Origin of the sequence: Mesorhizobium sp. ISC15, from assembly GCF_037162615.1 — a bacterium.
GTDB classification, from domain to species: domain Bacteria; phylum Pseudomonadota; class Alphaproteobacteria; order Rhizobiales; family Rhizobiaceae; genus Mesorhizobium; species Mesorhizobium mediterraneum.
On record NZ_JAVSPX010000001.1, the window covers coordinates 3,865,349 to 3,891,019 of the forward strand.

Sequence of the window (25,671 nt, forward strand, 5' to 3'; positions counted from 1 at the left end):
TCGAGCCTACATTCAAATGTCCGCTTCCTCTCCCTTCGATCTCCTTGAGGCTCGTTCCGAAATTCTTCAATACATGAACGGCATCGGCGGGCGCGCCGATCGTGGCGATGGCGCACCTCGGGAACATCCTTGGCCATCGCCAGGGACTGCCGTACCCTCCGATCGAATAGCCGATCAGCAAGGACGGTGCTCGGTAATGATTACGCAGATAGTCGACGGTCGAACGGAGGTCAGCGACATTCGAGGAGAAATTCGTCGGGGCGAATTCGCCCTCGCTCGATCCCAAGCCCGTGAAGTCGAAGCGTAGGACAGCGACTCCTTCGCGAGCGAGCCCAATTGGTTGAGAAGCACCATCCGCTCGTCCATCCGGAGGACCGGGCAATCTATATCGAAGGACTTCGCAAAGCCGGCCTCGGATGAGGCGAAGCGTCAATCGCTGCCCATTCCGAATTAGCAGCGCTCGTTGAACGAGTGCCCCCGCCCTCTCTCTATCGCTTCTCGGGCCCTTTTCTTCCAGCCCGTCCGACTTGGGTGAGATTCGGCGGCCGCCTCATCCAGGCGAATATCTGCTTTTCCACCTTGGCTGCACAAAGCGGACTGGCAGCCTTCGGCCCCGAACAAGACGTTCGGTGCATCGCCCTGAAGCGTCCGCAAGTGGTGCTACCTGCTCGTTCCGATCGATGAGACGAATGGCAATATTCACCCATCTCGGCCATTCTCAGTAGCCACCTGATTAAGTTTTACTTAGGCCGTGATCCCGAACCGAAGGTCAGCGCAGCAAGAAACCGGTTTTTCGGAAAAGGTCATAGCTAACGGAGCCCCATCCCGATTCTATCGGAGTGGATCAGGCTTTGGTCAGACCGGCCGCACCAGAACGTGTTTTTTCTTGCCGAGCGACAGCTTTACGACCTCTTCCGGGCCAAGATCCTGAAGCGTCACCACCTTGCGATCGTCGGACACCGGCTGGTCGTTGAGGCGCACGGCGCCGCCCTGGATGTGTCGCCGCGCCTCGCCGTTGGACGCGGCAAGTCCGGCGATGACGAACAGCGACAATATGCCGACGCCACTTTCCAGATCGGCCCTGCCCACTTCGACAGTCGGCAGCGTGTCGGCGGTAACACCTTCCTCGAACGTTTTGCGCGCCGTCTCTTCCGCTTGCTCTGCGGCGGCACGGCCGTGCAGCAGCGTACAGACTTCAGTCGCTAGGATCTTCTTCGCCTCGTTGATTTCGGAGCCGCCAAGCCGTTCCAAACGCGCGACCTCGTCCAGAGGCAACGTCGTGTAGAGCTTGAGAAAGCGGCCGACATCGGCGTCCTCGGTGTTGCGCCAGTATTGCCAGAATTCGTATGGCGACAGCATTTCGGCATCGAGCCAGACAGCGCCTGAAGCCGACTTGCCCATCTTGGCGCCGGATGAGGTGGTGAGCAGGGGCGTGGTCAGCGCGTAAAGCTGCGCGCCCTCCATGCGATGACCGAGATCGATGCCGTTGACGATGTTGCCCCACTGGTCGGAACCACCCATCTGCAGCCGGCAGCCGAGACGCTTGTAGAGCTCGACGAAGTCATAGGCCTGCAGGATCATGTAGTTGAATTCGAGGAACGACAGTGATTGCTCGCGCTCGAGCCTGAGCTTGACCGAATCGAAGGCCAGCATGCGGTTGACGGAGAAGTGCCGGCCGACATCGCGCAGGAAGTTGACGTAGTTGATTTCCATCAGCCAATCGGCGTTGTTGACCATGATGGCGTCGTTCGGACCACCGCTGAATTTGAGGTAGGGCATGAAATTGCGGCGGATACCGGCCAGATTGTCCTCAATGTCCTGCGGCGTCAGAAGCTTGCGTGCCTCGTCCTTGAACGACGGATCGCCGATCATCGAGGTCCCGCCGCCCATCAGCGCGATCGGCCGGTGACCGGTCTGCTGCAGCCAGTGCAGCATCATGATCTGGATCAGCGACCCGGCATGCAGGCTCTTGGCGGTCGCATCGAAGCCGATATAAGCGCTCACCGTCTCCTTGGCGAAAAGCTGGTCGAGGCCGGCATCATCCGAAATCTGGTGGATGAAACCGCGCTCGCTCATTATGCGCAGGAAATCGGATTTGAAGGCGGACATCTTTTCTTTCCCGAAAGCGCCCAACCGAAGCGGATCGGGCGTGGTATGCGTGAAGGCGGGCGTTTAGCATCCAAGCGCGATCAGCAAAAGGGGAATCCGGTTTTGCGGCCCGCGCGGATGGCGTGCGGATGCTTGCTTCATCGTTTGGGCTGGCGTAATGAGGCGCCGCGCCAGCGGGTTCTTACAGCACTTACCCCGCTGGAACGGCACCGCACGGCATCGAATCGAATGCCATATCCTGTGACAGAGCCCGACGCGATATGCCGGAGATATCCATCATCATTCCTTGCCGGAACGAGGCGGCGAACCTGCCGCTTCTGCTCGATGAGATCGGGGCGGCGATGGCCGGGCGCGACTTCGAGGTGATCGTCGTCAACGATGGCTCGACCGACGAAACCGCTTCGGTCCTTGCCGCCCAGGCAGTACTTCGGCCGTTTCCGCTTCGCCACCTCCGGCATGAGAAATCCGCCGGCCAGTCGCTCTCTGTGCGTTCGGGCGCATGGGCGGCCCGCGGCGATATCGTCGCTACGATCGACGGCGACGGCCAGAACGATCCCAAATACATTCCGGTGCTGGTCGACGTCCTGCGGCAGGCCGGTCCCGATTTCGGTGTTGCGCAAGGAGAGCGCCTGAAGCGCCGTGACAGCAAGATCAAACAACTGGCGTCCCGTTTTGCCAACTGGCTGAGAAAGGCCATCCTGCATGACGAGACCCGCGATACGGGCTGCGGCCTGAAGGCGATCCATACCGGTATCCTCAGGAAATTGCCGTTCTTCGACGGCACGCACCGCTTTGTTCCGGCGCTCGTCATCCAGGAGGGGTATCGCGTCGTGCATTGCGACGTCGTCGACCGCTCTCGCCGCCACGGTAAGTCGAATTACGGAATTTTCGATCGCGGCCTGCAAGGGGTGCTTGATCTCGCCGGTGTCTGGTGGCTGCGCCGCAGGCGCCGGAGAATGCCAAAAACAGAGGAAATCAGGCATGGCTAACGTGCTTCAGGAATTGGCGATCTGGCTTCACGAGGTCTTCGTCAAGCAATTCGATGCGTGGGTTCTGCTCGGCTTCGTCGCTCAGTTCTTTTTTTCGATGCGCTTCGTCGTGCAGTGGATCGCATCGGAAAAAGCCAAGCGCAGCGTCGTGCCGATCGCTTTCTGGTTCTTTTCGCTGTTCGGCGGCAGCCTGCTGCTGATCTATGCCATCCAGCGGCAGGATCCGGTGTTCATCGCCGGTCAATCCATGGGCATGTTCATCTATGTTCGCAATCTCTGGCTGATTGCCAATGAGCGCAAGGCGGCGATGACGAAGGTCGACTGAGCGACTGGCCTCCGTGAGAAGCAAACCGAAGGGGCTGACGTGGCGAGCAGGAACTATCTTTTTCTCTTCCTGTTCAGCCTGCTGATGACGATTTCGGGACTGGCGGCCATGCCGCCGCTCGACCGCGATGAGCCGCGCTTCGTCCAGGCCACCAAACAGATGGCCGAGACCGGCGACTATGTCGACATTCGCTTCCAGGAACGCTCACGCTACCAGAAGCCGATCGGCATCTACTGGTTGCAATCGGCAGCCGTCGCGCTGAGCGGCGAGGGCGCCGAGGCGCCGATCTGGGTGTATCGACTGGTCTCGGCGCTGGGCATCGCCATTGCCGTTGTGGCGACGGCCTGGACAGGGGCCAATCTTTTCGGCGCCAGCGCCGGTCTGGCCGGCGGCCTCGTCGTGGCTGCGATCTTCGCGACGGCTTTCGAGGGCCGTGACGCCAAGACCGACGCGATGCTTTTGGCCTGCTGCGTGATAGCGCAAGGCGCGCTGGCGCAGATCTATACGTCGTCGCGACGGAACGAAGTCGTCGGCAGCCACCTGCCATGGATCTTCTGGGTAGCCCAAGGCGGCGCAATCCTTATTAAAGGGCCGATCGCGCCATTGTTGTCGGCACTGACGGTTGCCGTGCTGGTTGCGTTCGAGCGGGACTGGCGCTGGCTGTCGAAGCTGAAAGCGGGGCGCGGCTTGGCTCTCGTGTTGCTGATCATCCTGCCCTGGCTCGTCCTGATCACCTGGAAAAGTGGCGGCGCTTTCCTGCAGCAGGCAGTCGGCAAAGATATGCTCGGCAAGGTGGCGCAGGGCGAGGAATCGCATGGCCTGCCGCCCGGCTTCTATGTCTTGACCTATTCGCTATTCATGTGGCCCTTCGGCCTGATCGCGGTCGGTGCCGGGCTCCAGGCCCTCAATCGCCTGCGCGATGATCCCCGGCTCCGTTTCTGCCTCGCCTGGTACATTCCGTTCTGGCTGCTGTTCGAGCTGATCCCGACAAAATTGCCGCACTATGTCCTGCCGGCCTATCCCGGCATGGCGCTCATGGTCGGTTGGCTTTTGACATTGAAGCCGCAGGACGCGAACGCGCCGCTCCAGCGCTGGCAGACCTGGTTGTGGTGGGCGACTGCCTTTGGCCTCGCCTTGGTCACAACGGGCCTTGCCGTGCTTTGCATTGCCGCGCCGCTGTATTTTGCCGGCACCTTCTCATGGTGGAGCATTCCTGCTGCCCTTGCTGCGCTCGGAGCCGGCTATCTCGGCTTCTCGCGCCGACTGCAAGTGCGGCTCGGCCGTATTGGGGGAATCGCGATTTGCGCCGGTACCACCTACGCTTTGCTGTTCGGTGTCATTGCGCCGTCGTTGAAGCCTATTTGGATGAGCCGCGAGATCGAAGCTGCGGTTCGCACCAACCGGCCCTGCGAGACGACGGTGCTTGCCTCGGCCGGGTATCACGAACCGAGCCTGGTATTTCTGGTGGGCACAAAAACGATATTGACCAATGTCGATGGTGCTGCGCAACATCTGCTTGCCGATCCTGCCTGCGCGCTGGCGCTGGCACCGGTCGGCGAAGAACAGCGGCTGGAAGGCCTGCTGGCAGGGCAGGGCAGGTCGGCGAACCGCGTCGCCCGGATCGACGGGGTAAACTATTCATCGGGGGAGACAATGTCGCTTGGTCTATACCGGATCATCAACTGACTTCAGTGGTTTGGCATGAGCATTAGTCGCAGCGCTCAGGTTCTTGAGCTGCTTCGAAGCTGCCGGCTCGGTCGGTGGGCAATCTCAAGAAAACGATAGCGATCGCTCGTTCCCGATTCGCGAGGCGGCCGGCCAATTATTCCAGGGTGCCGTGGCTGACCTTGGCAGTCGCCTATCTGCTTCTGACCGCTGCCAGCATGGTTTTCCTGGATGGCATTGCCGTCAGCTGGCGAGCCCGCTGGCCGAACGGGTTTGTCGCGGTCGCCAACGGCTTTACCATTTTCGGCTTGGGCGGCTGGTATCTTATCCCGCCCCTGATGCTGTTCGTGCCGGCCAATCTGCTGGACTGGCAAGCTCTTTCAAGGCGTTGGCGCATGGTTGCATACAACTGGACCTGCTTCGCCTTCTTCGTGCTGAGCGCGGCCGGTTTGTCGGGGCTGACGGTGACGGTCTTGAAGCACGTCTTCGGTCGCAGCCGACCAGTCCTGGACATGGGGTTATTCTCGTTCCGCCCATTCGAGTTCGACCCGTATTTCGCCAGTTTTCCGTCCGGCCATGCAACGAATGTGGGCATGCTTGCGGCCGTGGTGATCCTTCTTTCCCCGGCATGGGGGAAATACGTTGTTTTGCCCATCACCGTCTGGGTAGCGGCGACGCGGATTGCGGTCGGTGCACACTATCCGAGCGATACGATAGCGGGCTTCGGCCTCGGCATGGCTTGCACCGTCGTTACGGCGCTGGTCTTTGCTCGGCTCGGCTTCATCTTCCGCCAAACCGCGGCGGGACTGCCGATCCGCAAGAAGACGTTCAGGCTCAGCGCGGCGTGGCGCAAGCCGGCCGGGTCGACACCGACGCCTGTCCTGGCAGCAGCCAATCCCTGACGGATACTACTTGCTATCCAGCCCGCCGTAGGATCGTACCAGCCGGACCATGTCGGGCGAGTTCGGGCTCTCGCTCTCGAGCCCTTCGGCAACACCGCTACGGTCGGCGATCGGCCGGTTCTGGCTGACCTTCCACTTGCCTTGGATGTCAGTGATCTCGATTTCCAGCCCGACAATGCCCTTGATCTGCGACTGGATGAAGGTGGTTGGCGCGTCGGTCACCGCCCAAGGTGCTTCGCGAGCGCCTTCCTGTGAAACCGTCAAATCGGAAATCTGCTGGGCCAGCCAGTCCTGGTCCTCGATCACCGTTACGATGCCGCGCACCTGGACAATGGCGTAGTTCCAGGTCGGCACGACCTTGCCGGTCTCGCGCTTGGTTTCATACCAGGACGGCGTCACATAGGCGTCTGTGCCCTGGAAGACGACCAGCACCGGCGATGCCGGGCTGTCGGCCAGCAGCCGCCATTGCGGATTGGCTCTCGCCAGATGCGCGCGCAGCCTGCCGTTCGGCGGCACATCGGCGTCGAGCAGGAACGGGATCGCGTTGGCGACCGGCCCCTCGGCTCCATTTGAGATCAGCAGGCCAAGTGGATGCGCCCGGATCAGCCCGTGCAGCACGTCCTGCCGCGTTTCCTGGAAATGAGGGGGCTGGTACATCGCTGCTATCTCAGCCGTTTCGGCCGCGGGTCGGACAATTCACCGGCCAGCCGGCGATCGAGATAGTCCGCGCATTCCTGGAGCAGGAGGTCCGCATCGTTGGAGAAGAAATGGTTGGCGCCGGGCAAGGTCTTCTGGGTGATGGTGATGCCCTTTTGCGTGTGCAGCTTGTCGACCAGTCCTTGCACGTCCTTTGGCGGCGCCACCTTGTCGGCGTCGCCATGGATGATGAGGCCAGACGACGGGCAGGGCGCCAGGAACGAGAAATCATAGGTGTTGGGCTGCGGCGCGATCGAGATGAAGCCTTCGATCTCCGGCCGGCGCATCAGAAGCTGCATGCCGATCCATGAGCCGAACGAATAGCCGGCGACCCAGCAGCTCTTGGAATCCGGGTGCAGCGACTGCACCCAGTCAAGTGCCGCGGCCGCATCCGACAATTCGCCGGTGCCATGGTCGAATTCGCCCTGGCTGCGGCCAATGCCGCGAAAATTGAAGCGAAGCGTGGTGAAATCCCGCTTCTGGAACATGTAGAAGAGGTCGTAGACGATCTTGTTGTTCATCGTGCCGCCGAACTGGGGGTGCGGATGCAGGACGATGGCAATCGGCGCGCTCTTTTCCTTGGAAGGCTGGTAGCGACCCTCCAGGCGGCCGGCCGGACCGGTAAAAATGACCTCAGGCATAAAATACTCCACATGGCATAAGAATGCGCGGCGCCCGGAACAACTCTTCCTCTGGCCTTGACGCAGGGCGAGCGTCTTCTTAGAAGCTAGTTTAGAATTGTTCAAAACTGGGTGGCCAAAAAAATCGTGGCTCGGCCACCCGCGCCGCAAGTCGCGTAAATAGGACGGCTTGCCTTGCAATTTCAAGGAAATAACGCGCTATCCTCGCGGAATGGCTCTTGAAGGGACCAATCGAAACGAAAATGACCGGAAGACGCGCCTATCTCGACTATAATGCCAGTGCGCCGCTGCTTGCCGCGGCGCGTGCGGCAATGATTGCCGCCCTCGATGCCGCCGCCAACCCGTCTTCGGTCCATGCCGAGGGGCGCGCCGCACGGCGGCTGATCGAGAATGCGAGGCGCGATGTGGCAGCACTGGTCAACGCCAGGGCCGAGCATGTCGTGTTCACCTCCGGTGCGACGGAAGCCGCCTCGACGTTGCTGACGCCGGATTGGCAGATGGGGCGCGGCACTATCCGCATGAGCCGGCTCTACGTCTGCGAGGCCGACCATCCTTGCGTGCTGAATGGCGGGCGTTTCCCGGCAGCCCAGGTGACGCGCATCGGCGTTCAGGGCAACGGCGTCGTCAGGTGGGACGCATTGGCGGCGGCACTTGCCGCGCACGACAAGGCAGACGGCCTGCCGCTGGTGGCGCTCCATGCCGCCAACAACGAGACCGGCGTCATCCAGCCCGTCGACCGCATCGCCGAAATCGTCAAGGCGGCGGGCGGCATCCTGGTCGTCGACGCCGTGCAGGCGGCCGGTCGCATTCCGCTCGATATGTCAGCGGGTTACGCCGATTACTTGATTCTGTCTTCGCACAAGATCGGCGGTCCCAAGGGCGTTGGCGCCGTCGTCGCCGCTTCGGACCTGATGATGCCGAGGCCCTTGATCACGGGCGGCGGCCAGGAAAAGGGTCATCGCGGCGGCACCGAAAACCCGGCCGCGATCGTCGGTTTTGGCGCGGCGGCGCGGGAGGCCATGATCGGATTGAAGAGCATCGACGCCGTCGCTCGCCATCGCGACGAGATCGAGGCCATCGTAAAAACGCTGGTGCCGGATGCGGAAATCTTCGGAACCGGCGCGCCGAGGCTTGCCAATACGACATTCTTCGCTATTGCGGGCATCAAGGCTGAGACGGCGCAGATCGCCTTCGACCTGGCCGGCGTGGCGCTGTCGGCCGGGTCGGCCTGTTCGTCGGGCAAAGTCGGCCCGAGCCATGTTCTGAAGGCCATGGGGCACAGTGACAGCCTTGGCGCTTTGCGCGTGTCCATCGGCCACGCAACGAGCGCCGAGGACATCGAACTGTTCCGTGCCGCGCTGGCAGATATTGCCTCGCGCCGCGGGGGCAGGGAAAAAGCCGCCTGAGTGCGGCAGAATGATGCAGGCCTTCCGGCCTGGTAGAGCTGTGCGTTTCATGGTGGCCGGGTGAATTTCCGGCAGGGACGCACTATATGGAACTTACGCCGCTTAGGGGTTGCCCTCGGGGTACTCGTTTCGCGGTGCCATAGTTTGAAAACTGCCGGGCCTTGACCCCGGCGTGGATGGAGAACGCATATGCCTGCTGTGCAGGACACGATCGATCGGGTCCGAAAGATCGACGTCGACCAGTATAAATACGGATTCCAGACCGAAATCGCGATGGACAAGGCCCCAAAGGGCCTGAGCGAAGATATTATCCGCTTCATTTCAGCGAAGAAGGACGAGCCGTCCTGGATGCTGGAATGGCGTCTGGAAGCCTATCGGCGCTGGGTGACGCTGGACGAGCCGAAGTGGGCGCGCGTCCATTATCCGAAGATCGATTTCCAGGACCTCTACTACTATGCGGCGCCCAAGAGCACGCCGGGACCGACCTCGCTGAGTGACGTCGATCCCGAACTGTTGAGGGTCTATGAAAAGCTCGGTATCCCGCTGAAGGAACAGGAAATCCTCGCCGGCGTGCAGAAAACCGATGTGTCGGAATTCGAGGAAGCCAGCGACAATGTCTACAAGTCTGGTCGCGTCGCCGTCGATGCCGTGTTCGATTCGGTTTCCGTCGTCACCACCTTCAAGAAGGAGCTGGCACAGGCCGGCGTCATCTTCTGTTCGATCTCGGAAGCGATCCGCGAGCATCCGGAGTTGGTGAAGAAATACCTCGGTTCGGTCGTGCCGACCTCCGACAATTTCTACGCGACGCTGAATTCGGCGGTATTCACCGACGGCTCGTTCGTCTTCGTGCCCAAGGGCGTCCGCTGCCCGATGGAACTGTCGACCTATTTCCGCATGAACGAGAAGAACACCGGCCAGTTCGAGCGCACGCTGATCATCGCCGAGGAGGGGGCATACGTCTCCTATCTCGAAGGCTGCACCGCGCCGCAGCGCGACGAGAACCAGCTTCACGCCGCCGTGGTCGAACTGATCGCGCTCGACGATGCCGAGATCAAATACTCGACGGTGCAGAACTGGTACCCCGGCGATGCCGAGGGCAAGGGCGGCATCTACAATTTCGTCACCAAGCGTGGCGACTGCCGTGGCGATCGCTCGAAGATTTCGTGGACGCAGGTCGAGACCGGCTCGGCGATCACCTGGAAATATCCGAGCTGCATCTTGCGCGGCGACGATTCCAGCGGCGAGTTCTATTCGATCGCTGTGTCGAACGGCTACCAGCAGGTCGATAGCGGCACCAAGATGATCCATCTCGGCAAGAACACGTCGAGCCGTATCATCTCCAAGGGCATTGCCGCCGGCTTCTCGCAGAACACCTATCGCGGGCAGGTCTCGGCGCACCGCAAGGCGACCAACGCCCGCAACTTCACCAATTGCGACTCGCTGCTGATCGGCGACCAGTGCGGCGCGCATACCGTGCCCTACATGGAAGCCAAGAACGCGACGGCGCAGTTCGAGCATGAGGCGACCACCTCGAAGATTTCCGAGGACCAGAAATTCTACGTCATGCAGCGCGGCATTCCGGAAGAAGAGGCGATCGCGCTGATCGTCAACGGCTTCGTCAAGGACGTCATCCAGCAACTGCCGATGGAGTTCGCGGTCGAGGCGCAGAAGCTGATTGGGATTAGCTTAGAGGGCTCGGTCGGCTGACCGGATAAAAATTTTCAGGAAAAGAAAAAATGCTTGAGATCAGAAACCTGCATGCCCGCATCGTCGATGACGGCACCGAGATCATCCGCGGCTTGAACCTGACGGTGAAAGCCGGTGAGGTCGCCGCCATTATGGGCCCTAACGGCTCAGGAAAATCGACGCTGTCCTACATCCTCGCCGGTCGCGAGGATTATGAAGTGACCGAAGGCGAAATCCTCTACAACGGCCAGTCGATCCTCGAAATGGACCCGGCCGAGCGTGCCACCGCAGGCATCTTCCTCGCCTTTCAGTATCCGATGGAGATACCGGGCGTTGCGACGATGGAATTCCTGAAAGTGGCGATGAACGAGCAGCGCAAGGCGCGCGGCGAGGAGCCGCTGAAGATCCCCGAATTCCTGAAGCGCGTGAAGGACGCGGCCGCCTTGCTCGACATGGACATGGCAATGCTGAAACGGCCGCTCAATGTCGGCTTTTCCGGCGGCGAGAAGAAGCGCGCCGAGATCCTGCAGATGAAGCTTCTGGAGCCAAAACTGTGCGTGCTCGACGAGACTGATTCCGGCCTCGACATCGATGCGCTGAAGATCGTCTCGGAAGGCGTCAATGCGTTGCGCGCGCCAGACCGCGCCATCGTCATCATCACCCACTACCAGCGCCTGCTTCAGTACATCGTGCCGGATAGTGTGCACGTGCTGTACAGAGGCCAGGTGGTCAAGTCCGGCGACAAGTCGCTGGCGCTCGACCTCGAAGCCAATGGCTATGCCGGCGTGATCGGCCAAGCCGCGTGAGATGCCAGAAGGCCCAGAAGGCAAGCCAAACAAGGCGAAACTGATGAATATACACACGACACCCCAGCGAACGCCGGCCGAAACAGCGCTGATCGACGCCTTCAGCGACCGGCTGTCGCTGCTGCCCGGCGACGGCACGGTGATGCTGAAGCGCGACGACGCCATCGAGGCGATCAAGAGCGGACTGCCGACGCGGCGCATCGAATCCTGGCATTACACCGACCTGCGCCGTCTGCTGAATGCAGTGCCGGACTTCGATCCGGCAGCCGCCGCGAAAGCCATTGCGCCGATCGTTGAGGGCTCCGTCATTTTGACGGTGCTGAACGGCGTGTCGAGCGCGAAAGTGCCTGTCATCGACGGCGTTATCGTCCAGCGCCTGTCGGAGAAATTAACCGACGGCAGCATCGCACCTGGGCTCGATCCCTACGGCACCGACGATGCCATCGGCGCACTGAACACAGCCTTTGTCGCCGACGGCTATTTTGTCGACATCGCCGATGGCGCCGAACTGGACAAGCCAGTCGAGTTGCAGAACCTGCAGGCCGGCGGCCAGACGCATGTGCGCCTGGCCGTCCGCGTCGGTGCCGGCGCCAAGGCTGTCATCGTCGAGCGCCAGACGGGCGAGGGCGCCGCACTGGTCAGTTCGGTCAGCCAGCTTCTGCTTGACGAGGGCGCCGACGTGACGTGGCTGATCGTGCAGGAGCAGCCGGATACGGCCACGCATCTTGCCCAGTTCAAGGCGCATCTTGGCAAGAATGCGAAGCTGACGCTGTTCGTGATGAATGCCGGCGGCAAACTGGTGCGCCAGGAGGTCGTGGTCAGAACGACCGGCGAAGGTGCCGACTTCACGCTGCGCGGTATTAATCTCCTGGCTGGCGACACCCATACGGACGTGACCATGGTGCTCGACCATGCCGTGCCGCACACGGCTTCCACGGAAGTGATCCGCAACGTGGTGACGGGAAGAGCGCGCGGCGTCTTCCAGGGGCGCATCAACGTCCACCAATATGCGCAGAAGACCAACGCCAAGATGGCCTGCAACACGCTGCTTCTGTCGGACGACGGCGAGTTCTCGACCAAGCCGGAGCTCGAGATCTTCGCCGACGACGTCGTCTGCGGCCATGGCGCGACCGTCACCGAGATCGACCACAGCCATCTGTTCTACCTGATGGCGCGCGGTATCGACGAGAAGTCGGCCCGTGGCCTGTTGGTGAAGGCGTTCGTCGCCGAGGTGATCGAGGAACTGGACGACGAGGCGATTGTCGAGGCGCTGGAAACGAGGCTCGACGGCTGGTTCGCGACGCACGGGTGAAGTGGGTGAGGGGTGCTGGACGGAATGAGGCGATGCCTCGAGAGAGCTTGTGATGGACCAGAAAGTCGAAAACATCCCCTACGACGTCGAGGCGATCCGCCTCGACTTCCCGATCCTGTCGCGGGAAGTCTACGGCAAACCGCTGGTCTATCTCGACAATGGCGCTTCGGCACAGAAGCCGCAGATCGTGCTCGACACCATCCAGCACGCTTATTCCCAGGAATACGCCAACGTCCATCGCGGGCTGCATTTCCTGTCGAATGCCGCGACCGATGCCTATGAGAAAGCGCGCGAGACGGTTCGCCGTTTCCTCAACGCGCCAAGTACCGACAACATCGTCTTCACTTCCAACACGACCGCGGCGATCAACACTGTCGCCTACGGCTATGGCATGCCCAATATCGGCGAGGGCGACGAAATAGTCCTTTCGATCATGGAGCACCATTCCAACATCGTGCCGTGGCATTTCATCCGCGAGCGGCAGGGTGCCAAGCTTGTCTGGGTGCCGGTCGATGATCTCGGCGTCTTCCATATCGAAGAGTTCGAGAAGCGGCTGACCGATCGCACCAAGCTCGTCGCCATCACGCACATGTCGAATGCGTTGGGCACGGTGACGCCGATCAAGGAGATCGTCCGTATCGCGCACGCGCGCGGCATTCCGGTGCTGGTCGACGGCAGCCAGAGCGCCGTGCATATGCCGATCGACGTCCAGGATCTCGACTGCGATTTCTTCGTCTTCACCGGCCACAAAGTCTACGGGCCCTCGGGCATCGGCGTGCTCTATGGCAAGAAGGACATGCTGGAACGCATGCGCCCATTCATGGGCGGCGGCGAGATGATCGAGGAGGTGACGCAAGACATCGTCACCTACAACGATCCGCCGCACCGCTTCGAGGCCGGCACGCCGCCGATCGTGCAGGCGATCGGGCTGGGCGCTGCGCTGGAATACATGGAAAAGATCGGCCGCGAGCGCATTGCCGCGCACGAGGCCGATTTGAAGGATTATGCCCATCAGCGGCTGCGGGCCATCAACTCGCTGCGCATCTTCGGCGATGCGCCCGATAAGGGCGCCATCATCTCCTTCGAGCTTCAGGGCATTCATGCCCACGACGTGTCGATGGTAATCGATAGGCAAGGCGTTGCCGTCCGCGCCGGCACGCATTGCGCCCAGCCGCTGTTGAAACGTTTCGGCGTAACCTCCACATGCAGGGCGTCGTTCGGCATGTATAATACCAAGGCCGAAGTCGACGCTTTGGCAGATGCGCTCGAAAAAGCGCGAAAGTTCTTCGGGTGACGATCATGGATGATGCAGGCCGCGCCGCTGAGACCACTTCGGAAACGACTGCCAACGGTCTGGTTTCCGCCTCGGCCATTCCCGCCGACGAGTTGGCGCGGCTGACCGACGACATCGTCTCGGCGCTCAAGACAGTCTACGATCCGGAAATCCCGGCCGACATCTACGAGCTTGGCCTCGTCTACAAAATCGACATCGAGGACGACCGCTCGGTCAAGATCGACATGACGCTGACCGCGCCGGGCTGCCCGGTGGCCGGCGAAATGCCCGGCTGGGTGGAAAATGCCGTCGGCGCCGTCGAAGGCGTTTCCGGCGTCGAGGTCAAAATGACCTTCGATCCGCCCTGGTCGCCCGATCGCATGTCGGAAGAGGCCCAGGTGGCGGTGGGCTGGTATTAATGGGCATACTTGCGCCGGGCAGAAAATTTCACCATTTTAGGTGAGGAATCATTCGGCAGGCCTTGAACCTGCACGCAATGGAGAAAGAAGAAGATGGGACGCTTCGCCGTCATCACGATGACCGAAAAGGCTGCTGACCGGGTGCGCGAGATCGTCGCAACCCGTGAGAATGCGCATGGCATTCGTCTCGGCATCAAGAAGGGCGGCTGCGCCGGCATGGAGTATACGGTCGACCTGGTGACCGAGCCGAACACCAAGGACGATCATATCGAGCGCGACGGCGCCCATGTCTATGTCGCGCCTGAGGCAGCGCTTTTCCTGTTCGGCACCGAGATGGATTTCGAGCAGACGACGCTGCGCACCGGCTTCACCTTCCGCAACCCGAACCAGAGTTCGGCCTGCGGTTGCGGCGAATCGGTTGAGCTCAAGCCGGCCGATCTGAAGGCACTGGCCGAGGCACGCGCTTCGGCCTGATCGGGCTCCTCACTCCACCCACATTTTTGTTCGTTTGTGCCAGTCGGCGATCGACTCTTCCGGGTAGACGTCGAACACCTTGTCGCCCTTGCCGACGTCAGGTTCGACCCAGTTCGCCTTGTATTTCAGCATGAGATGCACCTTTTCAGGTGGTTTCGGCAGGTCTGTGTCGATCGCCGAAGCGAAGGGATGGACCAGTTCCGGCCAGGTCGGATCGTAGAGCCACAGTGCCGATCCGCATTTCCGGCAGAAATTCCGCTCGCCCGTTGAAACCTCGCATTGCGGATGCTCGTCGTCCTCGATCTCCGCCTGGTAGACGCCAAGATTGCGTTTGCCCTTGATTTTCAACGTGTCGAAATCGGCGCCGAGATTGATGGCAAAGCCACCGCCGCCCTGCTGCTTGCGGCAGATCGAGCAGTAGCACAGCATGAACGGCACCGGCGTGTGGCTTTCCACCTCGAAACGGACAGCGTTGCACCGGCAGGACCCTTTGAGCAGAAGCGGCATGAAAAAACTCCGACGAAATTGGTCTCAACTTGTCAGGATGGTGCTGGTTGCGGCGATGACAAGGAGAAATCCGGGTGACATGATCGACGCATGGACAATGAACGCATTGCCGAACTTTTCGAAGGCCTCGGCCCGGTCAGCATCCGCAAGCTGTTCGGCGGCAAGGGCATCTACTTCGACCGGGTCATCGTCGCGATCGTCCTTCGCGGTGAACTTTTGCTGAAGGCCGACGCGGAAAGCGCGCCGGAATTCGAAGCGGCCGGCTGTCGGCAATGGACCTATACCGGCTCGAGGCATGGCAAACTCGTGTCCATGCCATACTGGAGCATCCCTGACAGTGCCTTCGATGATCCGGATGAGATGGCGGTCTGGGCACGCCGGGCCTATGAGGCGGGGCTGCGGGCCGGCAAGTAGGCTTGCCTCCCCGCTGGTCATCACCTCATGCCAAGTCCTGCGCCTCGGGCACAAGGGTCAGCGCCTCAGCAAAACTCGCCGCCGTAAAAGCCGGCGCACGCCCCATACCCTCGCTGGCAAGCATCGCCACGGCAACGCCTTCGCGTAGCGCCGCACGTAGTGTCAGGCCGTTGAGCAGGGCAGCCACCGTTGCACCCGCCAGCGCGTCGCCGGCGCTGTCCGACACCTTTCCTGGGGCTGGCGGCAGGATCGAGAAGGCGCCGACCTCGTCGAAGCCCAGCACCCGACCGTCATCCGCCGTCACCACGCCGCCTTTGAGGTCCGCGCGCCTCAGGCCGTCGACGACGTCTTGCTCCGCGGCGCCGGTATCGACATCGGCGAGTGCGATGGCCTCGCGCCGGTTCATGAAGACCAGCGCCAGACTGCCGAGCATTGGCGCGAGTCGCGCCGCCTTGGCCGGTGAGACGGCAAGGGCGAAAACCGGCTTGCCGGCGGCAAGCGCCACCAGCCGCTCAAGTGCTGCCGATGGCAGGTTTGCGTCGCACAGGATCGCATCGGCAGTGCTGATCGCCTCGCGCACCTTGGCGCGGCGGATCTGCTTGGCAAGCGCCAGATCGTAGAGCGCCATGTCGGCAAGGCCGACGATCAGCGCACCGTCGCCGTCGACCAGCATCGTGTTGCTCGGCGTCGCGCGATCGAGGAACACCGCGGACAGATCGGCAATGCCGGCAGCATGGATGGCGCGCGAGACCGTATCGGCCAGAACATCGCCGCCGCGCACCGAAAGCAGCGAGCCGGAAACGCCGCGGCGCACGGCGCTGCGCAGCGCATTGAAGACGGCGCCGCCGACAGCCTCGCGCATCGTGCCGGGATTCGACGCCGCCGGCACGAAAGTGCCCGAAACCTGGCCGCGCCGATCTATATAGGCGCCGCCTACGGCCAGGATTGTCGGCGACTTCATCATGCCGGCGAGGAGACCATTGCTGTTGCCAGGTGAAGACTAGGTTGTCCGGCGGAACCCGGCAACCGGAGGCGCGATTCGGAAGATGCCGGCACGATCCTGCGGGAGACGCGGAATACATCTTGGCGTGAAAGCGCGAAACAAAAAAAGAACAAATGCGGATACTTTTTGTTTTTCAATGGGTTGTATCCCCTTGCCAAATGAGAACAAAAAAGGTACAAATTAATAAGGATTACGGATTGTCCGGCCTTCATTGACGACCAAGGGGTGATGTATCATGGCTCAGAATTCTTTGCGGCTTGTAGAGGACAAAGCAGTGGACAAATCAAAGGCTCTGGATGCGGCGCTGTCGCAAATCGAGCGTGCCTTCGGCAAGGGCTCGATCATGCGGCTCGGCGCAAACGAGCAGGTCGTCGAGATCGAAACCGTGCCGACCGGCTCGCTTGGCCTCGACATCGCGCTTGGCGTCGGCGGTCTGCCGCGCGGCCGCATCGTCGAGATCTACGGGCCGGAAAGCTCGGGCAAGACGACGCTGGCGCTGCACACGGTGGCCGAGGCCCAGAAGAAGGGCGGCATCTGCGCCTTCGTCGATGCTGAGCATGCGCTCGATCCGGTCTATGCCCGCAAGCTCGGCGTCGATCTCGAGAACCTCCTGATCTCGCAGCCCGATACCGGCGAGCAGGCGCTGGAGATCTGCGACACGCTGGTGCGTTCCGGCGCCATCGACGTGCTGGTGGTCGATTCGGTCGCGGCGCTGACGCCGCGCGCCGAAATTGAGGGCGAGATGGGCGATTCGCTGCCGGGCCTGCAGGCCCGGCTGATGAGCCAGGCGCTGCGCAAGCTGACCGCCTCGATCTCGCGCTCCAACACCATGGTCATCTTCATCAACCAGATCCGCATGAAGATCGGCGTCATGTTCGGTTCGCCCGAGACCACGACCGGCGGCAACGCGCTGAAATTCTATGCTTCGGTCCGCCTCGACATTCGCCGCATCGGCTCGGTCAAAGACCGCGACGAGGTCGTCGGCAACCAGACCCGCGTCAAGGTCGTCAAGAACAAGCTGGCGCCGCCCTTCAAGGTGGTCGAATTCGACATCATGTATGGCGAGGGCGTGTCCAAGACTGGCGAGCTGGTCGACCTTGGCGTCAAAGCCGGCGTGGTCGAGAAGTCGGGCGCCTGGTTCTCCTACAATTCGCAGCGTCTCGGCCAGGGCCGTGAGAACGCCAAATTGTTCCTGCGCGACAATCCCGACACGGCGCGCGAGATCGAATTGGCGCTGCGGCAGAATGCCGGGCTGATCGCGGAGAAATTCCTCGAGAATGGTGGTTCCGAAGGCGGCGACGATGGTTTCGAGGATGAAGCCGGCGCGATGTGAGGCTTCGGTGGTGGCCGGAGTTTGGCCATAATTCCCGCTCATCACCTGCAGCTCATGTAATCGAGTTCTGTATTGTTGCGTTTCGAACCGCCGGCCTAGCGCCGGCGGTTTGCGTTTCAGCGGCGGCGCCGAGATGACCGACAAGCCCTGCAAATTGGCCCAATTCCGTGTTTCTGGACAGGGTGCAACGCGGCGGCTAAAAGGCCATGTCCATTTGCCGTCGGCCGGGCCGACGGCTCTCTCTAAAAGTTAAAAGGCAGTATTATTCATGAGTGGCGTTAACGAGATCCGGTCGACATTCCTCGACTATTTCCGCAAGGAGGGTCACGAGGTCGTCGCGTCGAGCCCGCTGGTGCCGCGCAACGATCCGACGCTGATGTTCACCAATGCCGGCATGGTGCAGTTCAAGAACGTCTTCACAGGCCTGGAAAAGCGACCTTATTCGCGTGCCACGACGGCTCAGAAGAGTGTGCGCGCCGGCGGCAAGCACAATGACCTCGACAATGTCGGCTACACCGCCCGCCACCTGACCTTCTTCGAGATGCTCGGCAATTTCTCGTTCGGCGACTATTTCAAGGAACGCGCTATCGAGCTTGCCTGGAACCTGATCACCAAGGAGTTCGGGCTGAAGCAGGACAAGCTGCTGGTCACCGTCTATCACACCGATGACGAGGCCGCCGCCTTCTGGAAGAAGATCGCCGGCTTTTCCGACGATCGCATCATCCGCATTCCGACCTCGGACAATTTTTGGGCGATGGGCGACACCGGACCTTGTGGGCCGTGCTCGGAGATCTTCATCGACCGTGGCGAGCACATCTGGGGCGGGCCTCCCGGCAGCCCCGAGGAGGACGGCGACCGTTTTCTCGAATTCTGGAACCTGGTGTTCATGCAGTATGAACAGGTGACGAAGGACGAGCGCATCGACCTGCCGCGCCCGTCGATCGACACCGGCATGGGCCTGGAGCGCATGGCCTCCATTCTGCAAGGGGTGGAGAGCGTCTTCGAGACCGACCTGTTCCGTCACCTGGTCGACGCTGCGTCGTCCGCGCTCGGCCGCGGTCCGGATGCGGACACCGTCGGATCGTTCCGCGTCATCGCCGATCATTTGCGTTCGTCTTGCTTCCTGGTGGCCGACGGCGTGCTGCCGTCCAATGAAGGCCGCGGCTATGTGCTTCGTCGCATCATGCGCCGCGCCATGCGCCATGCACAGTTGCTCGGTGCCCGCGATCCGCTGATGTGGCGCCTGGTGCCGGCGCTGGTGCGCGAGATGGGCCAGGCCTACCCGGAACTGGTGCGCGGCGAACAGATGATCACCGAGACGCTGAAGCTTGAGGAAACGCGTTTCCGCAAGACGCTGGTGCGCGGCCTGGGCCTGCTTTCGGAGGCGACGGAAAGACTGGGCGCCGGCGACATGCTGGATGGCGAGACAGCCTTCAAGCTCTACGACACCTATGGCTTTCCGCTCGATCTGACGCAGGACGCGCTGCGTCAGCGCAACATCTCGGTCGATCTTGCCGGCTTCACCAATGCGATGGAGCAGCAGAAGGCCGAGGCGCGCAAGAGCTGGGCTGGCTCCGGCGAGGCCGCGACCGAAACGGTGTGGTTCCCGGTGCGCGAGAAGAACGGCGCCACCGAGTTCCTCGGTTACGAGACCGAGCAGGCGGAAGGCCTCATCCAGGCGCTGGTCAGGGACGGCAAGACCGTTGACAGCGCGGCCAAGGGCGACGCCGTTGCCGTGGTCGTCAACCAGACGCCGTTCTATGGCGAATCCGGCGGCCAGATGGGCGACACCGGCCTCATTTTAGGCGAAGGGTTCTCGATCGAGATCTCCGATACGCAGAAGAAGGCCGATGGGCTTTTCGTGCATCTCGGCAAGGTGATCAGCGGCACGGTCAACACGGGCGGAACCGTCGAGCTGAAGGTCGACCATGCGCGCCGCTCCAGGCTGCGCGCGAACCATTCCGCGACGCATCTGATCCATGAGGCGCTGCGCGAGGTGCTCGGCACTCATGTCGCGCAGAAGGGCTCGCTGGTCGCGCCCGAGCGTCTGCGCTTCGACATCTCGCACAACAAGCCGATTTCGCCGGACGAGCTCGAAGAGGTCGAGCGCATGGCCAACGAGATCGTCGTGCAGAACAGCCCGGTGTCGACGCGCCTTATGTCGGTCGACGACGCCATCGCCGAGGGCGCCATGGCGCTGTTCGGCGAGAAGTATGGCGACGAAGTGCGCGTCGTTTCGATGGGAACGGGCTTGCATGGCGCCAAGGCCAACCGACCCTATTCGGTCGAGCTCTGCGGCGGCACGCATGTCAGGGCGACCGGCGATATCGGTCTGGTGCGCGTCGTGTCGGACAGCGCTGTCGCCGCCGGCGTGCGCCGTATCGAGGCGTTGACCGGAGAGGCGGCCAGAAAGCATCTCGACGAGCAGGACAAACGGCTGAAGGCGGTCGCTGCCACGCTGAAGATTTCGCCGGCCGACGTGCCGGCCCGCGTCGAGGCGCTGCTCGATGAGCGCAAGAAGCTCGAAAAGGAACTGACCGAGGCGCGCAAGAAGCTGGCGCTGGGCGACCGCTCGCCATCCGGTGTGCCTGCGGAAAACGAAACCATTGCCGGTGTCGGTTTCCTTGGCAAGGCGGTGTCCGGCGTCTCGCCAAAAGATTTGAAGCCGTTGGCCGATGCCGGCAAGAAGTCGCTCGGCTCCGGCATCGTCGTCTTTGTTGGCGCCGGCGAGGACAACAAGGCGAGCGTCGTGGTCGGTGTCACCGACGATCTGACCGCTCGCTTCAGCGCCGTCGATCTGGTGCGTGTGGCATCCGCTGCCTTGGGCGGGCAGGGCGGCGGCGGTCGGCCTGACATGGCCCAGGCCGGCGGCCCGGATGCCTCGAAAGCCGAGGAAGCGATTGCTGCGGTGAAGGCGGCGCTGGAAGCTGCGTGAATCCTGCACCAGTCAGGCGAGGCCGAGGTGGCAGCGGGGATGATGTGGCAACGTTGACCATGTATCAAGTCGACGCCTTTGCCGAACGGGCTTTCCAGGGCAACCCTGCTGCCGTTCTCATTTTGGCGGACTGGCTATCGGACGATGTGATGCAGGCCATCGCAAACGAGAACAATCTTGCTGAAACCGCGTTTGCGCGGCCGAATGGCGAGAGTTGGGATTTGCGCTGGTTCACGCCGGTTCATGAAGTCGACTTCTGTGGCCATGCTACTCTTGCGACCGCCCATGTATTGACCGCGGAACACAATGTGCCTGGCGACATGGCCTTTGCCACGCGGGTGGGTGAGTTACGAGTTTCCCAGCGGGAAGGTACCTACCAGCTCGATCTGCCGTGTTTTCCGCCGCAGCCGCTCGGAGGGAAGTTAACGCTGGCGCTGCAAGAGATATTTCCCCTGCGTCCGGTTGCGAGCTTCCGCAATTTCGAAAACCTGTTTGTCGAGCTTGCCGACGAGGCTTCCGTACGGTCATTCGTTCCCGATCTGCTGAGGATCGGAACCCTTCATCCTCTTGGCCTGGTCATTACGGCGCCTGGGCGAGCCCATGATTTCGTCTCGCGTTATTTCGTGCCTGGGGCGGGCATTCCCGAGGACCCGGTGACTGGCTCCACTCATGCGACACTGGTGCCTTACTGGTCTGAAAAACTCGGCAAGACGCATCTGTCGGCATTCCAATGCTCGCGGCGCGGCGGGCATTTGCTGTGCGACCTGGCTGGAGATCGCGTGCTGATCATAGGTCGTGCGAAGACTTTCATGAAGGCGGAAATCTATCTTCCCGAATGAGCAGCTGCCATTCGGAGACCGCTTCGCCTCACCCGGCCTTTTCAGTACGGGCAAAACTCGGGCGCTCGGCGATGCGAACCCACCAGGCCTGGACATCGGCAAACTCGGCGAGCAGGTTCCGCCCTTCGGCGACCCTGATGAAATAGCCGATGATCGGCGCCGCATGCAGGTCGGCCAGCGTCAGTTCGCTTCCCATCAGCCATGGTCCCGGGGCTTTCAGGGAGGAGAGCGCCTGCAAAGTCGTGCGGGCCTTTAAAAGCCCGTCGGCGATCAGGGCTTCGTCGGGTGTTGTCTTCTCCAGCCGCTCGACGGCGACATCCCAGACCATAGCCCGATAGGCATAGGCGTCGAGCATGCCGATGATCTGGTTCATGGTCGCCCGACTGCGCGCCTCTTGCGGTTGCAGCGCCGGTCCGTCGAAAGCCTCGTCGACATAGCAGGCAATTGCGCTGGTCTCGCAAAGCCGAAACCCGTCATGCTCGAAGGCAGGGATGCGACCGAACGGGTGATGGCCGAAATACCAGCGGGGAATACCGTCCGCCGCGAAGACATCGACCGGCACAAGCTCATAGTCGATGCCCTTTTCCTCGAGCACGAGGCGGACGATGCGCACATAGACGCTGTAGTCCGCCCCGTAGACGACGGGCTTGTTCATCTCGTTTGGCCGTCAGGCCATTGCCTTCTGCAGATTCTCGTCGATCTTGTCGAGGAAGCCGGTGGTCGAAAGCCATGGCTGGTCGGGACCGATCAGCAGCGACAGATCCTTGGTCATGAAGCCGGCCTCGACGGTCTGGATGCAGACCCTTTCCAGCGTCTCGGCAAAACGCTTCAGCTCGGCATTGTCGTCGAGCTTGGCGCGATGGGTGAGGCCGCGCGTCCAGGCGAAGATCGAGGCGATCGAATTGGTCGAGGTTTCCTCGCCCTTCTGATGCTGGCGATAGTGACGGGTGACGGTGCCATGCGCAGCCTCCGCCTCCACCGTCTTGCCGTCCGGCGTCATCAGCACCGAGGTCATCAGGCCGAGCGACCCAAAACCTTGCGCCACCGTGTCCGACTGCACGTCGCCATCGTAGTTCTTGCAGGCCCAGACATAGCCGCCCGACCATTTCAGGCTGGAGGCGACCATGTCGTCGATCAGCCGGTGCTCGTACCAGATCTTTTTCGCCTTGAATTCGGCTTCGAACTCAGCCTCGTAGACTTCCTGGAAAATGTCCTTGAAGCGGCCGTCATAGGCCTTGAGGATGGTGTTCTTGGTCGAGAGATAGACCGGATAATTGCGCAGCAGGCCGTAATTCAGCGAGGCGCGGGCAAATTCCCGGATCGACTCGTCGAGATTGTACATGGCCATGGCGACGCCGGCGGCCGGCGCATCGAACACCTCATGCTCGATCACCTTGCCGTCCTCGCCGACAAACTTGATCGTCAGCTTGCCCTTGCCGGGAAAGCGGAAGTCGGTGGCGCGGTACTGGTCGCCGAAGGCATGACGGCCGACGATGATCGGCTTGGTCCAGCCGGGTACCAGCCGCGGCACGTTCTTCATGATGATCGGCTCGCGAAAGATGGTGCCGCCGAGGATGTTGCGGATCGTGCCGTTCGGCGACTTCCACATCTTCTTCAGCTTGAATTCCTCGACGCGCTGCTCGTCGGGCGTGATCGTTGCGCATTTCACGCCAACGCCATGTTTCTTGATGGCATTGGCCGAATCGATGGTCACCTGGTCGTTGGTGGCGTCGCGGTGCTCGACGCTGAGGTCGTAATATTCAAGCTTGAGGTCGAGATAGGGGTGGATCAGCTTATCCTTGATGAACTGCCAGATGATGCGGGTCATCTCGTCGCCGTCGAGTTCGACGACCGGGTTCGCCACCTTGATCTTCGCCATGGAAAGAATGCCTCATTGTTGGGGATCGGAACGGCCTTGCCCGCATGGCTTTCGGCCGGGGATGCGGCCCGTATATCAAAGCATTTTTGGCCGCGCAAACGGCGATCCGCGCTGGCGGGCTCGACCGTGGCATTTGGGCGTTCTCCACGAAAGCTTCATTTTCGCGGCCGGATATGGCAGGGGACGCTGAAATGCCGCAAACAGCAGTTCATTGACATCATGCAAGCCAGCAACGACATCCCTCCTGCCGCAGGCCCGGCGATCATCCTCGTCGAGCCGCAGCTCGGCGAGAATATCGGCATGGTCGCGCGCGCCATGGCGAATTTTGGCCTTGCCGAACTGCGCCTCGTGAATCCGCGCGACGGCTGGCCAAGCGAGAAGGCGCGCGCTGCCGCGAGCCGCGCCGACCATGTCATCGATGCCGTCACGGTCTTTGACGATCTGGCCTCGGCGGTTGCCGACCTGAACTTCGTCTTCGCCACCACGGCGCGCGCGCGTGATAATTTCAAGCCGGTGCGCGGACCGGTCGAGGCGGGCAGGGCGCTGAGAGCGCGCCAGCAAGCCGGGCAGCGCACCGGCATCCTGTTCGGCCGCGAGCGGTTCGGGCTCTACAATGACGAGGTCGGCCTCGCCGACGAGATCGTCACCTTCCCGGTCGATCCCGCCTTCTCTTCGCTCAACATTGCCCAGGCGGCCCTGCTGATGTCCTATGAATGGATGAAGTCGGGCTTGGAAGATGAGACGAAAACCAATTTTTCCAGCCCTGACATGATGCCGGCGACCAAGGAACAGTTGCACGGCCTGTTCGCGTATCTGGAAGGCGCGCTCGAGGCGCGCGGCTATTTCCGTCCGGCGCCGAAGAAGCCGAAGATGGTCGACAATCTGCGCGCGGTGCTGACGCGTGCCGGCTTCGCCGAGCAGGAGCTCAAGGTGCTGCGCGGCATAATATCATCGCTGGACAGGTTTTCGCCGGCCATGCCGCGCGGCGACGGATCGCCGGGTGATGATCCAAGACGGCTTCCGGCAGCCGCGGCACGCGCCGCCAAGGCGGAAGACAACGACTAGGAACAAATCGTTGGGCCTACCACTGGTAACCGAATGTTATTTGGTGGGGTCCATCATTTCAAAATGATGGACCCTCGGATGTGCGACCATCTTCCTGCCGTGGTCCCAGCCTTCCCTCTGAGTCCCAGTCTTTTCTCGTAATCCCAGTCCTTTCTCCTAATCAATGACAATGACCAACCCTTCAAACGCCCGTCCAATCCTGATGTTCGATTCCGGCATCGGCGGCCTGACGGTGCTGCGCGAAGCGCGCGTGCTGATGCCCGACCGCCGCTTCGTCTATGTCGCCGACGACGCGGCTTTCCCTTATGGGGCTTGGGAGGAACCGGCGCTGAGGGCACATGTACTGGAGCTGTTCGGCAGGCTGCTCGCCCGTTTTTCGCCAGCTATTTCGGTCATCGCCTGCAACACCGCCTCGACGCTGGTCATCGATGCGCTGCGCGAACGATTTCCCGGCCATCCTTTCGTCGGCACGGTGCCGGCGATCAAGCCGGCGGCGGAACGCACGCGCTCCGGACTTGTTTCGGTGCTGGCGACGCCCGGCACCGTCAAGCGCCAGTATACGCGCGACCTAATCAGCAAATGGGCCCAGAAATGCCATGTCCGCCTGGTTGGCAGCGACGGCCTGGCGGGACTGGCCGAGGTCTATATGCGCGAGGGCTTTGTCGACGAAGAGGCCGTGCGTGCTGAGATCGCACCGTGCTTCGTCGATCATGATGGACTGCGGACCGACATCGTCGTGCTTGCCTGCACCCATTATCCCTTTCTGGCCAACCGCATGCGCAAGACGGCACCTTGGCCGGTTGATTGGCTCGATCCAGCTGAAGCGATCGCGCGACGGGCGCTCTCGCTGCTCGTTGACATCGAGGGCAGGAATCGCGGCGACGCGCTGCCGGAAGGCGCCGATCTTGCTGTCTTCACCTCAAAGAGGGTTGATTTCCCGACTCGCCGCCTGATGCAGGGGTTTGGGCTGGCGATTTCCTGATATTTAGGAAC

Annotated in this window: 24 protein-coding genes and 1 pseudogene; 17 read left to right on the forward strand and 8 right to left on the reverse strand. The window is 61.8% G+C overall.

Features of this window, described 5'->3' with window-relative positions; translation table 11 throughout:
• Window positions 1-7: 7 nt before the first annotated feature.
• Window positions 8-337, reverse strand: a pseudogene (locus RPG13_RS18530) (alpha/beta fold hydrolase); the annotation flags it as partial.
• Between the two features lie 518 nt (window positions 338-855).
• Window positions 856-2,109 (reverse strand): tyrosine--tRNA ligase, encoded by a 1,254-nt coding sequence (tyrS, locus tag RPG13_RS18535; protein ID WP_095489694.1) that lies wholly within the window; start codon window positions 2,107-2,109, stop codon window positions 856-858.
• 260 nt (window positions 2,110-2,369) lie between these two features.
• Between tyrS and RPG13_RS18540 the strand changes: the two genes are divergently transcribed.
• The 4 genes from RPG13_RS18540 (at window position 2,370) to RPG13_RS18555 (ending at window position 5,990) form a co-directional block, all read left to right on the forward strand.
• Entirely contained in the window at window positions 2,370-3,098 is a 729-nt protein-coding gene (locus RPG13_RS18540) for a glycosyltransferase family 2 protein (protein WP_337125710.1), read from the forward strand.
• On the forward strand, window positions 3,091-3,423 hold the full coding sequence (locus tag RPG13_RS18545; RefSeq protein ID WP_095489606.1) for a lipid-A-disaccharide synthase N-terminal domain-containing protein: 333 nt from the start codon (window positions 3,091-3,093) through the stop codon (window positions 3,421-3,423). The genes RPG13_RS18540 and RPG13_RS18545 overlap by 8 nt, the downstream gene beginning before the upstream one ends.
• An 84-nt stretch (window positions 3,424-3,507) precedes the next feature.
• The gene (locus RPG13_RS18550; protein WP_337127032.1) at window positions 3,508-5,109 is read left to right on the forward strand and encodes an ArnT family glycosyltransferase; all 1,602 of its coding nucleotides are present in this window, start codon (window positions 3,508-3,510) and stop codon (window positions 5,107-5,109) included.
• 74 nt (window positions 5,110-5,183) lie between these two features.
• Complete coding sequence (locus RPG13_RS18555; protein WP_337125711.1) at window positions 5,184-5,990, forward strand: phosphatase PAP2 family protein; 807 nt, start codon at window positions 5,184-5,186, stop codon at window positions 5,988-5,990.
• A gap of 6 nt (window positions 5,991-5,996) precedes the next feature.
• On the opposite strand, the gene RPG13_RS18560 is transcribed toward RPG13_RS18555, so the two are convergent.
• Both RPG13_RS18560 and RPG13_RS18565 read right to left on the reverse strand, forming a co-directional pair.
• Entirely contained in the window at window positions 5,997-6,647 is a 651-nt protein-coding gene (locus tag RPG13_RS18560) for an FMN-binding negative transcriptional regulator (protein WP_095489604.1), read from the reverse strand.
• A 5-nt stretch (window positions 6,648-6,652) separates the two neighbouring features.
• On the reverse strand, window positions 6,653-7,327 hold the full coding sequence (locus RPG13_RS18565; RefSeq protein ID WP_095489603.1) for an alpha/beta hydrolase: 675 nt from the start codon (window positions 7,325-7,327) through the stop codon (window positions 6,653-6,655).
• 242 nt (window positions 7,328-7,569) lie between these two features.
• On the opposite strand from RPG13_RS18565, the gene RPG13_RS18570 reads away from it, so the two are divergent.
• The 7 genes from RPG13_RS18570 to sufA all read left to right on the forward strand — a co-directional run bounded on the left by RPG13_RS18570 (window position 7,570) and on the right by sufA (window position 14,703).
• Window positions 7,570-8,733, forward strand: coding sequence for a cysteine desulfurase family protein (locus RPG13_RS18570; RefSeq protein WP_337125712.1), 1,164 nt, complete (start codon window positions 7,570-7,572; stop codon window positions 8,731-8,733).
• Window positions 8,734-8,922: 189 nt separating this feature from the next.
• Complete coding sequence (gene sufB / locus RPG13_RS18575; protein ID WP_029353581.1) at window positions 8,923-10,440, forward strand: Fe-S cluster assembly protein SufB; 1,518 nt, start codon at window positions 8,923-8,925, stop codon at window positions 10,438-10,440.
• A 29-nt stretch (window positions 10,441-10,469) separates the two neighbouring features.
• Window positions 10,470-11,225, forward strand: a complete 756-nt coding sequence (sufC, locus tag RPG13_RS18580; RefSeq protein ID WP_095489602.1) for a Fe-S cluster assembly ATPase SufC — start codon at window positions 10,470-10,472, stop codon at window positions 11,223-11,225.
• Between the two features lie 43 nt (window positions 11,226-11,268).
• The gene (gene sufD / locus RPG13_RS18585) at window positions 11,269-12,537 is read left to right on the forward strand and encodes a Fe-S cluster assembly protein SufD (RefSeq protein WP_337125713.1); all 1,269 of its coding nucleotides are present in this window, start codon (window positions 11,269-11,271) and stop codon (window positions 12,535-12,537) included.
• Between the two features lie 52 nt (window positions 12,538-12,589).
• Complete coding sequence (locus tag RPG13_RS18590; RefSeq protein ID WP_337125714.1) at window positions 12,590-13,831, forward strand: cysteine desulfurase; 1,242 nt, start codon at window positions 12,590-12,592, stop codon at window positions 13,829-13,831.
• Window positions 13,832-13,836: 5 nt separating this feature from the next.
• On the forward strand, window positions 13,837-14,229 hold the full coding sequence (locus RPG13_RS18595) for an SUF system Fe-S cluster assembly protein (protein ID WP_337125715.1): 393 nt from the start codon (window positions 13,837-13,839) through the stop codon (window positions 14,227-14,229).
• Between the two features lie 93 nt (window positions 14,230-14,322).
• Window positions 14,323-14,703 carry a Fe-S cluster assembly scaffold SufA gene (sufA, locus tag RPG13_RS18600; RefSeq protein WP_006206001.1) on the forward strand — a complete coding sequence of 127 codons (381 nt, stop codon included), beginning with the start codon at window positions 14,323-14,325 and terminating at the stop codon, window positions 14,701-14,703.
• 9 nt (window positions 14,704-14,712) lie between these two features.
• On the opposite strand, the gene RPG13_RS18605 is transcribed toward sufA, so the two are convergent.
• Window positions 14,713-15,210, reverse strand: a complete 498-nt coding sequence (locus RPG13_RS18605) for a GFA family protein (protein WP_126106835.1) — start codon at window positions 15,208-15,210, stop codon at window positions 14,713-14,715.
• A 90-nt stretch (window positions 15,211-15,300) separates the two neighbouring features.
• Between RPG13_RS18605 and RPG13_RS18610 the strand changes: the two genes are divergently transcribed.
• A complete protein-coding gene (locus RPG13_RS18610; RefSeq protein ID WP_095489599.1) occupies window positions 15,301-15,624 on the forward strand; it encodes a TfoX/Sxy family protein in 324 nt (107 codons plus the stop codon).
• 25 nt (window positions 15,625-15,649) lie between these two features.
• Here the strand turns inward: RPG13_RS18610 and RPG13_RS18615 are convergent, their stop codons facing one another.
• Complete coding sequence (locus RPG13_RS18615) at window positions 15,650-16,588, reverse strand: carbohydrate kinase family protein (RefSeq protein ID WP_337125716.1); 939 nt, start codon at window positions 16,586-16,588, stop codon at window positions 15,650-15,652.
• Between the two features lie 274 nt (window positions 16,589-16,862).
• Here RPG13_RS18615 and recA point away from each other — a divergent pair, with 274 nt between their 5' ends.
• The 3 genes from recA to RPG13_RS18630 all read left to right on the forward strand — a co-directional run bounded on the left by recA (window position 16,863) and on the right by RPG13_RS18630 (window position 21,734).
• Complete coding sequence (recA, locus tag RPG13_RS18620; RefSeq protein ID WP_008875470.1) at window positions 16,863-17,960, forward strand: recombinase RecA; 1,098 nt, start codon at window positions 16,863-16,865, stop codon at window positions 17,958-17,960.
• Window positions 17,961-18,228: 268 nt separating this feature from the next.
• On the forward strand, window positions 18,229-20,895 hold the full coding sequence (alaS, locus tag RPG13_RS18625; protein WP_337125717.1) for an alanine--tRNA ligase: 2,667 nt from the start codon (window positions 18,229-18,231) through the stop codon (window positions 20,893-20,895).
• Window positions 20,896-20,954: 59 nt separating this feature from the next.
• On the forward strand, window positions 20,955-21,734 hold the full coding sequence (locus tag RPG13_RS18630) for a PhzF family phenazine biosynthesis protein (protein ID WP_337125718.1): 780 nt from the start codon (window positions 20,955-20,957) through the stop codon (window positions 21,732-21,734).
• A gap of 28 nt (window positions 21,735-21,762) precedes the next feature.
• Here the strand turns inward: RPG13_RS18630 and RPG13_RS18635 are convergent, their stop codons facing one another.
• Both RPG13_RS18635 and RPG13_RS18640 read right to left on the reverse strand, forming a co-directional pair.
• On the reverse strand, window positions 21,763-22,389 hold the full coding sequence (locus RPG13_RS18635) for a glutathione S-transferase family protein (protein WP_337125719.1): 627 nt from the start codon (window positions 22,387-22,389) through the stop codon (window positions 21,763-21,765).
• A 12-nt stretch (window positions 22,390-22,401) separates the two neighbouring features.
• Window positions 22,402-23,613, reverse strand: coding sequence for an NADP-dependent isocitrate dehydrogenase (locus tag RPG13_RS18640; protein ID WP_095489594.1), 1,212 nt, complete (start codon window positions 23,611-23,613; stop codon window positions 22,402-22,404).
• A 219-nt stretch (window positions 23,614-23,832) separates the two neighbouring features.
• On the opposite strand from RPG13_RS18640, the gene RPG13_RS18645 reads away from it, so the two are divergent.
• Together RPG13_RS18645 and murI are read left to right on the forward strand one after the other, a co-directional pair.
• Window positions 23,833-24,678, forward strand: a complete 846-nt coding sequence (locus RPG13_RS18645; protein ID WP_126106828.1) for an RNA methyltransferase — start codon at window positions 23,833-23,835, stop codon at window positions 24,676-24,678.
• A 169-nt stretch (window positions 24,679-24,847) separates the two neighbouring features.
• On the forward strand, window positions 24,848-25,660 hold the full coding sequence (gene murI, locus RPG13_RS18650; RefSeq protein WP_128242092.1) for a glutamate racemase: 813 nt from the start codon (window positions 24,848-24,850) through the stop codon (window positions 25,658-25,660).
• Window positions 25,661-25,671 lie beyond the last annotated feature (11 nt).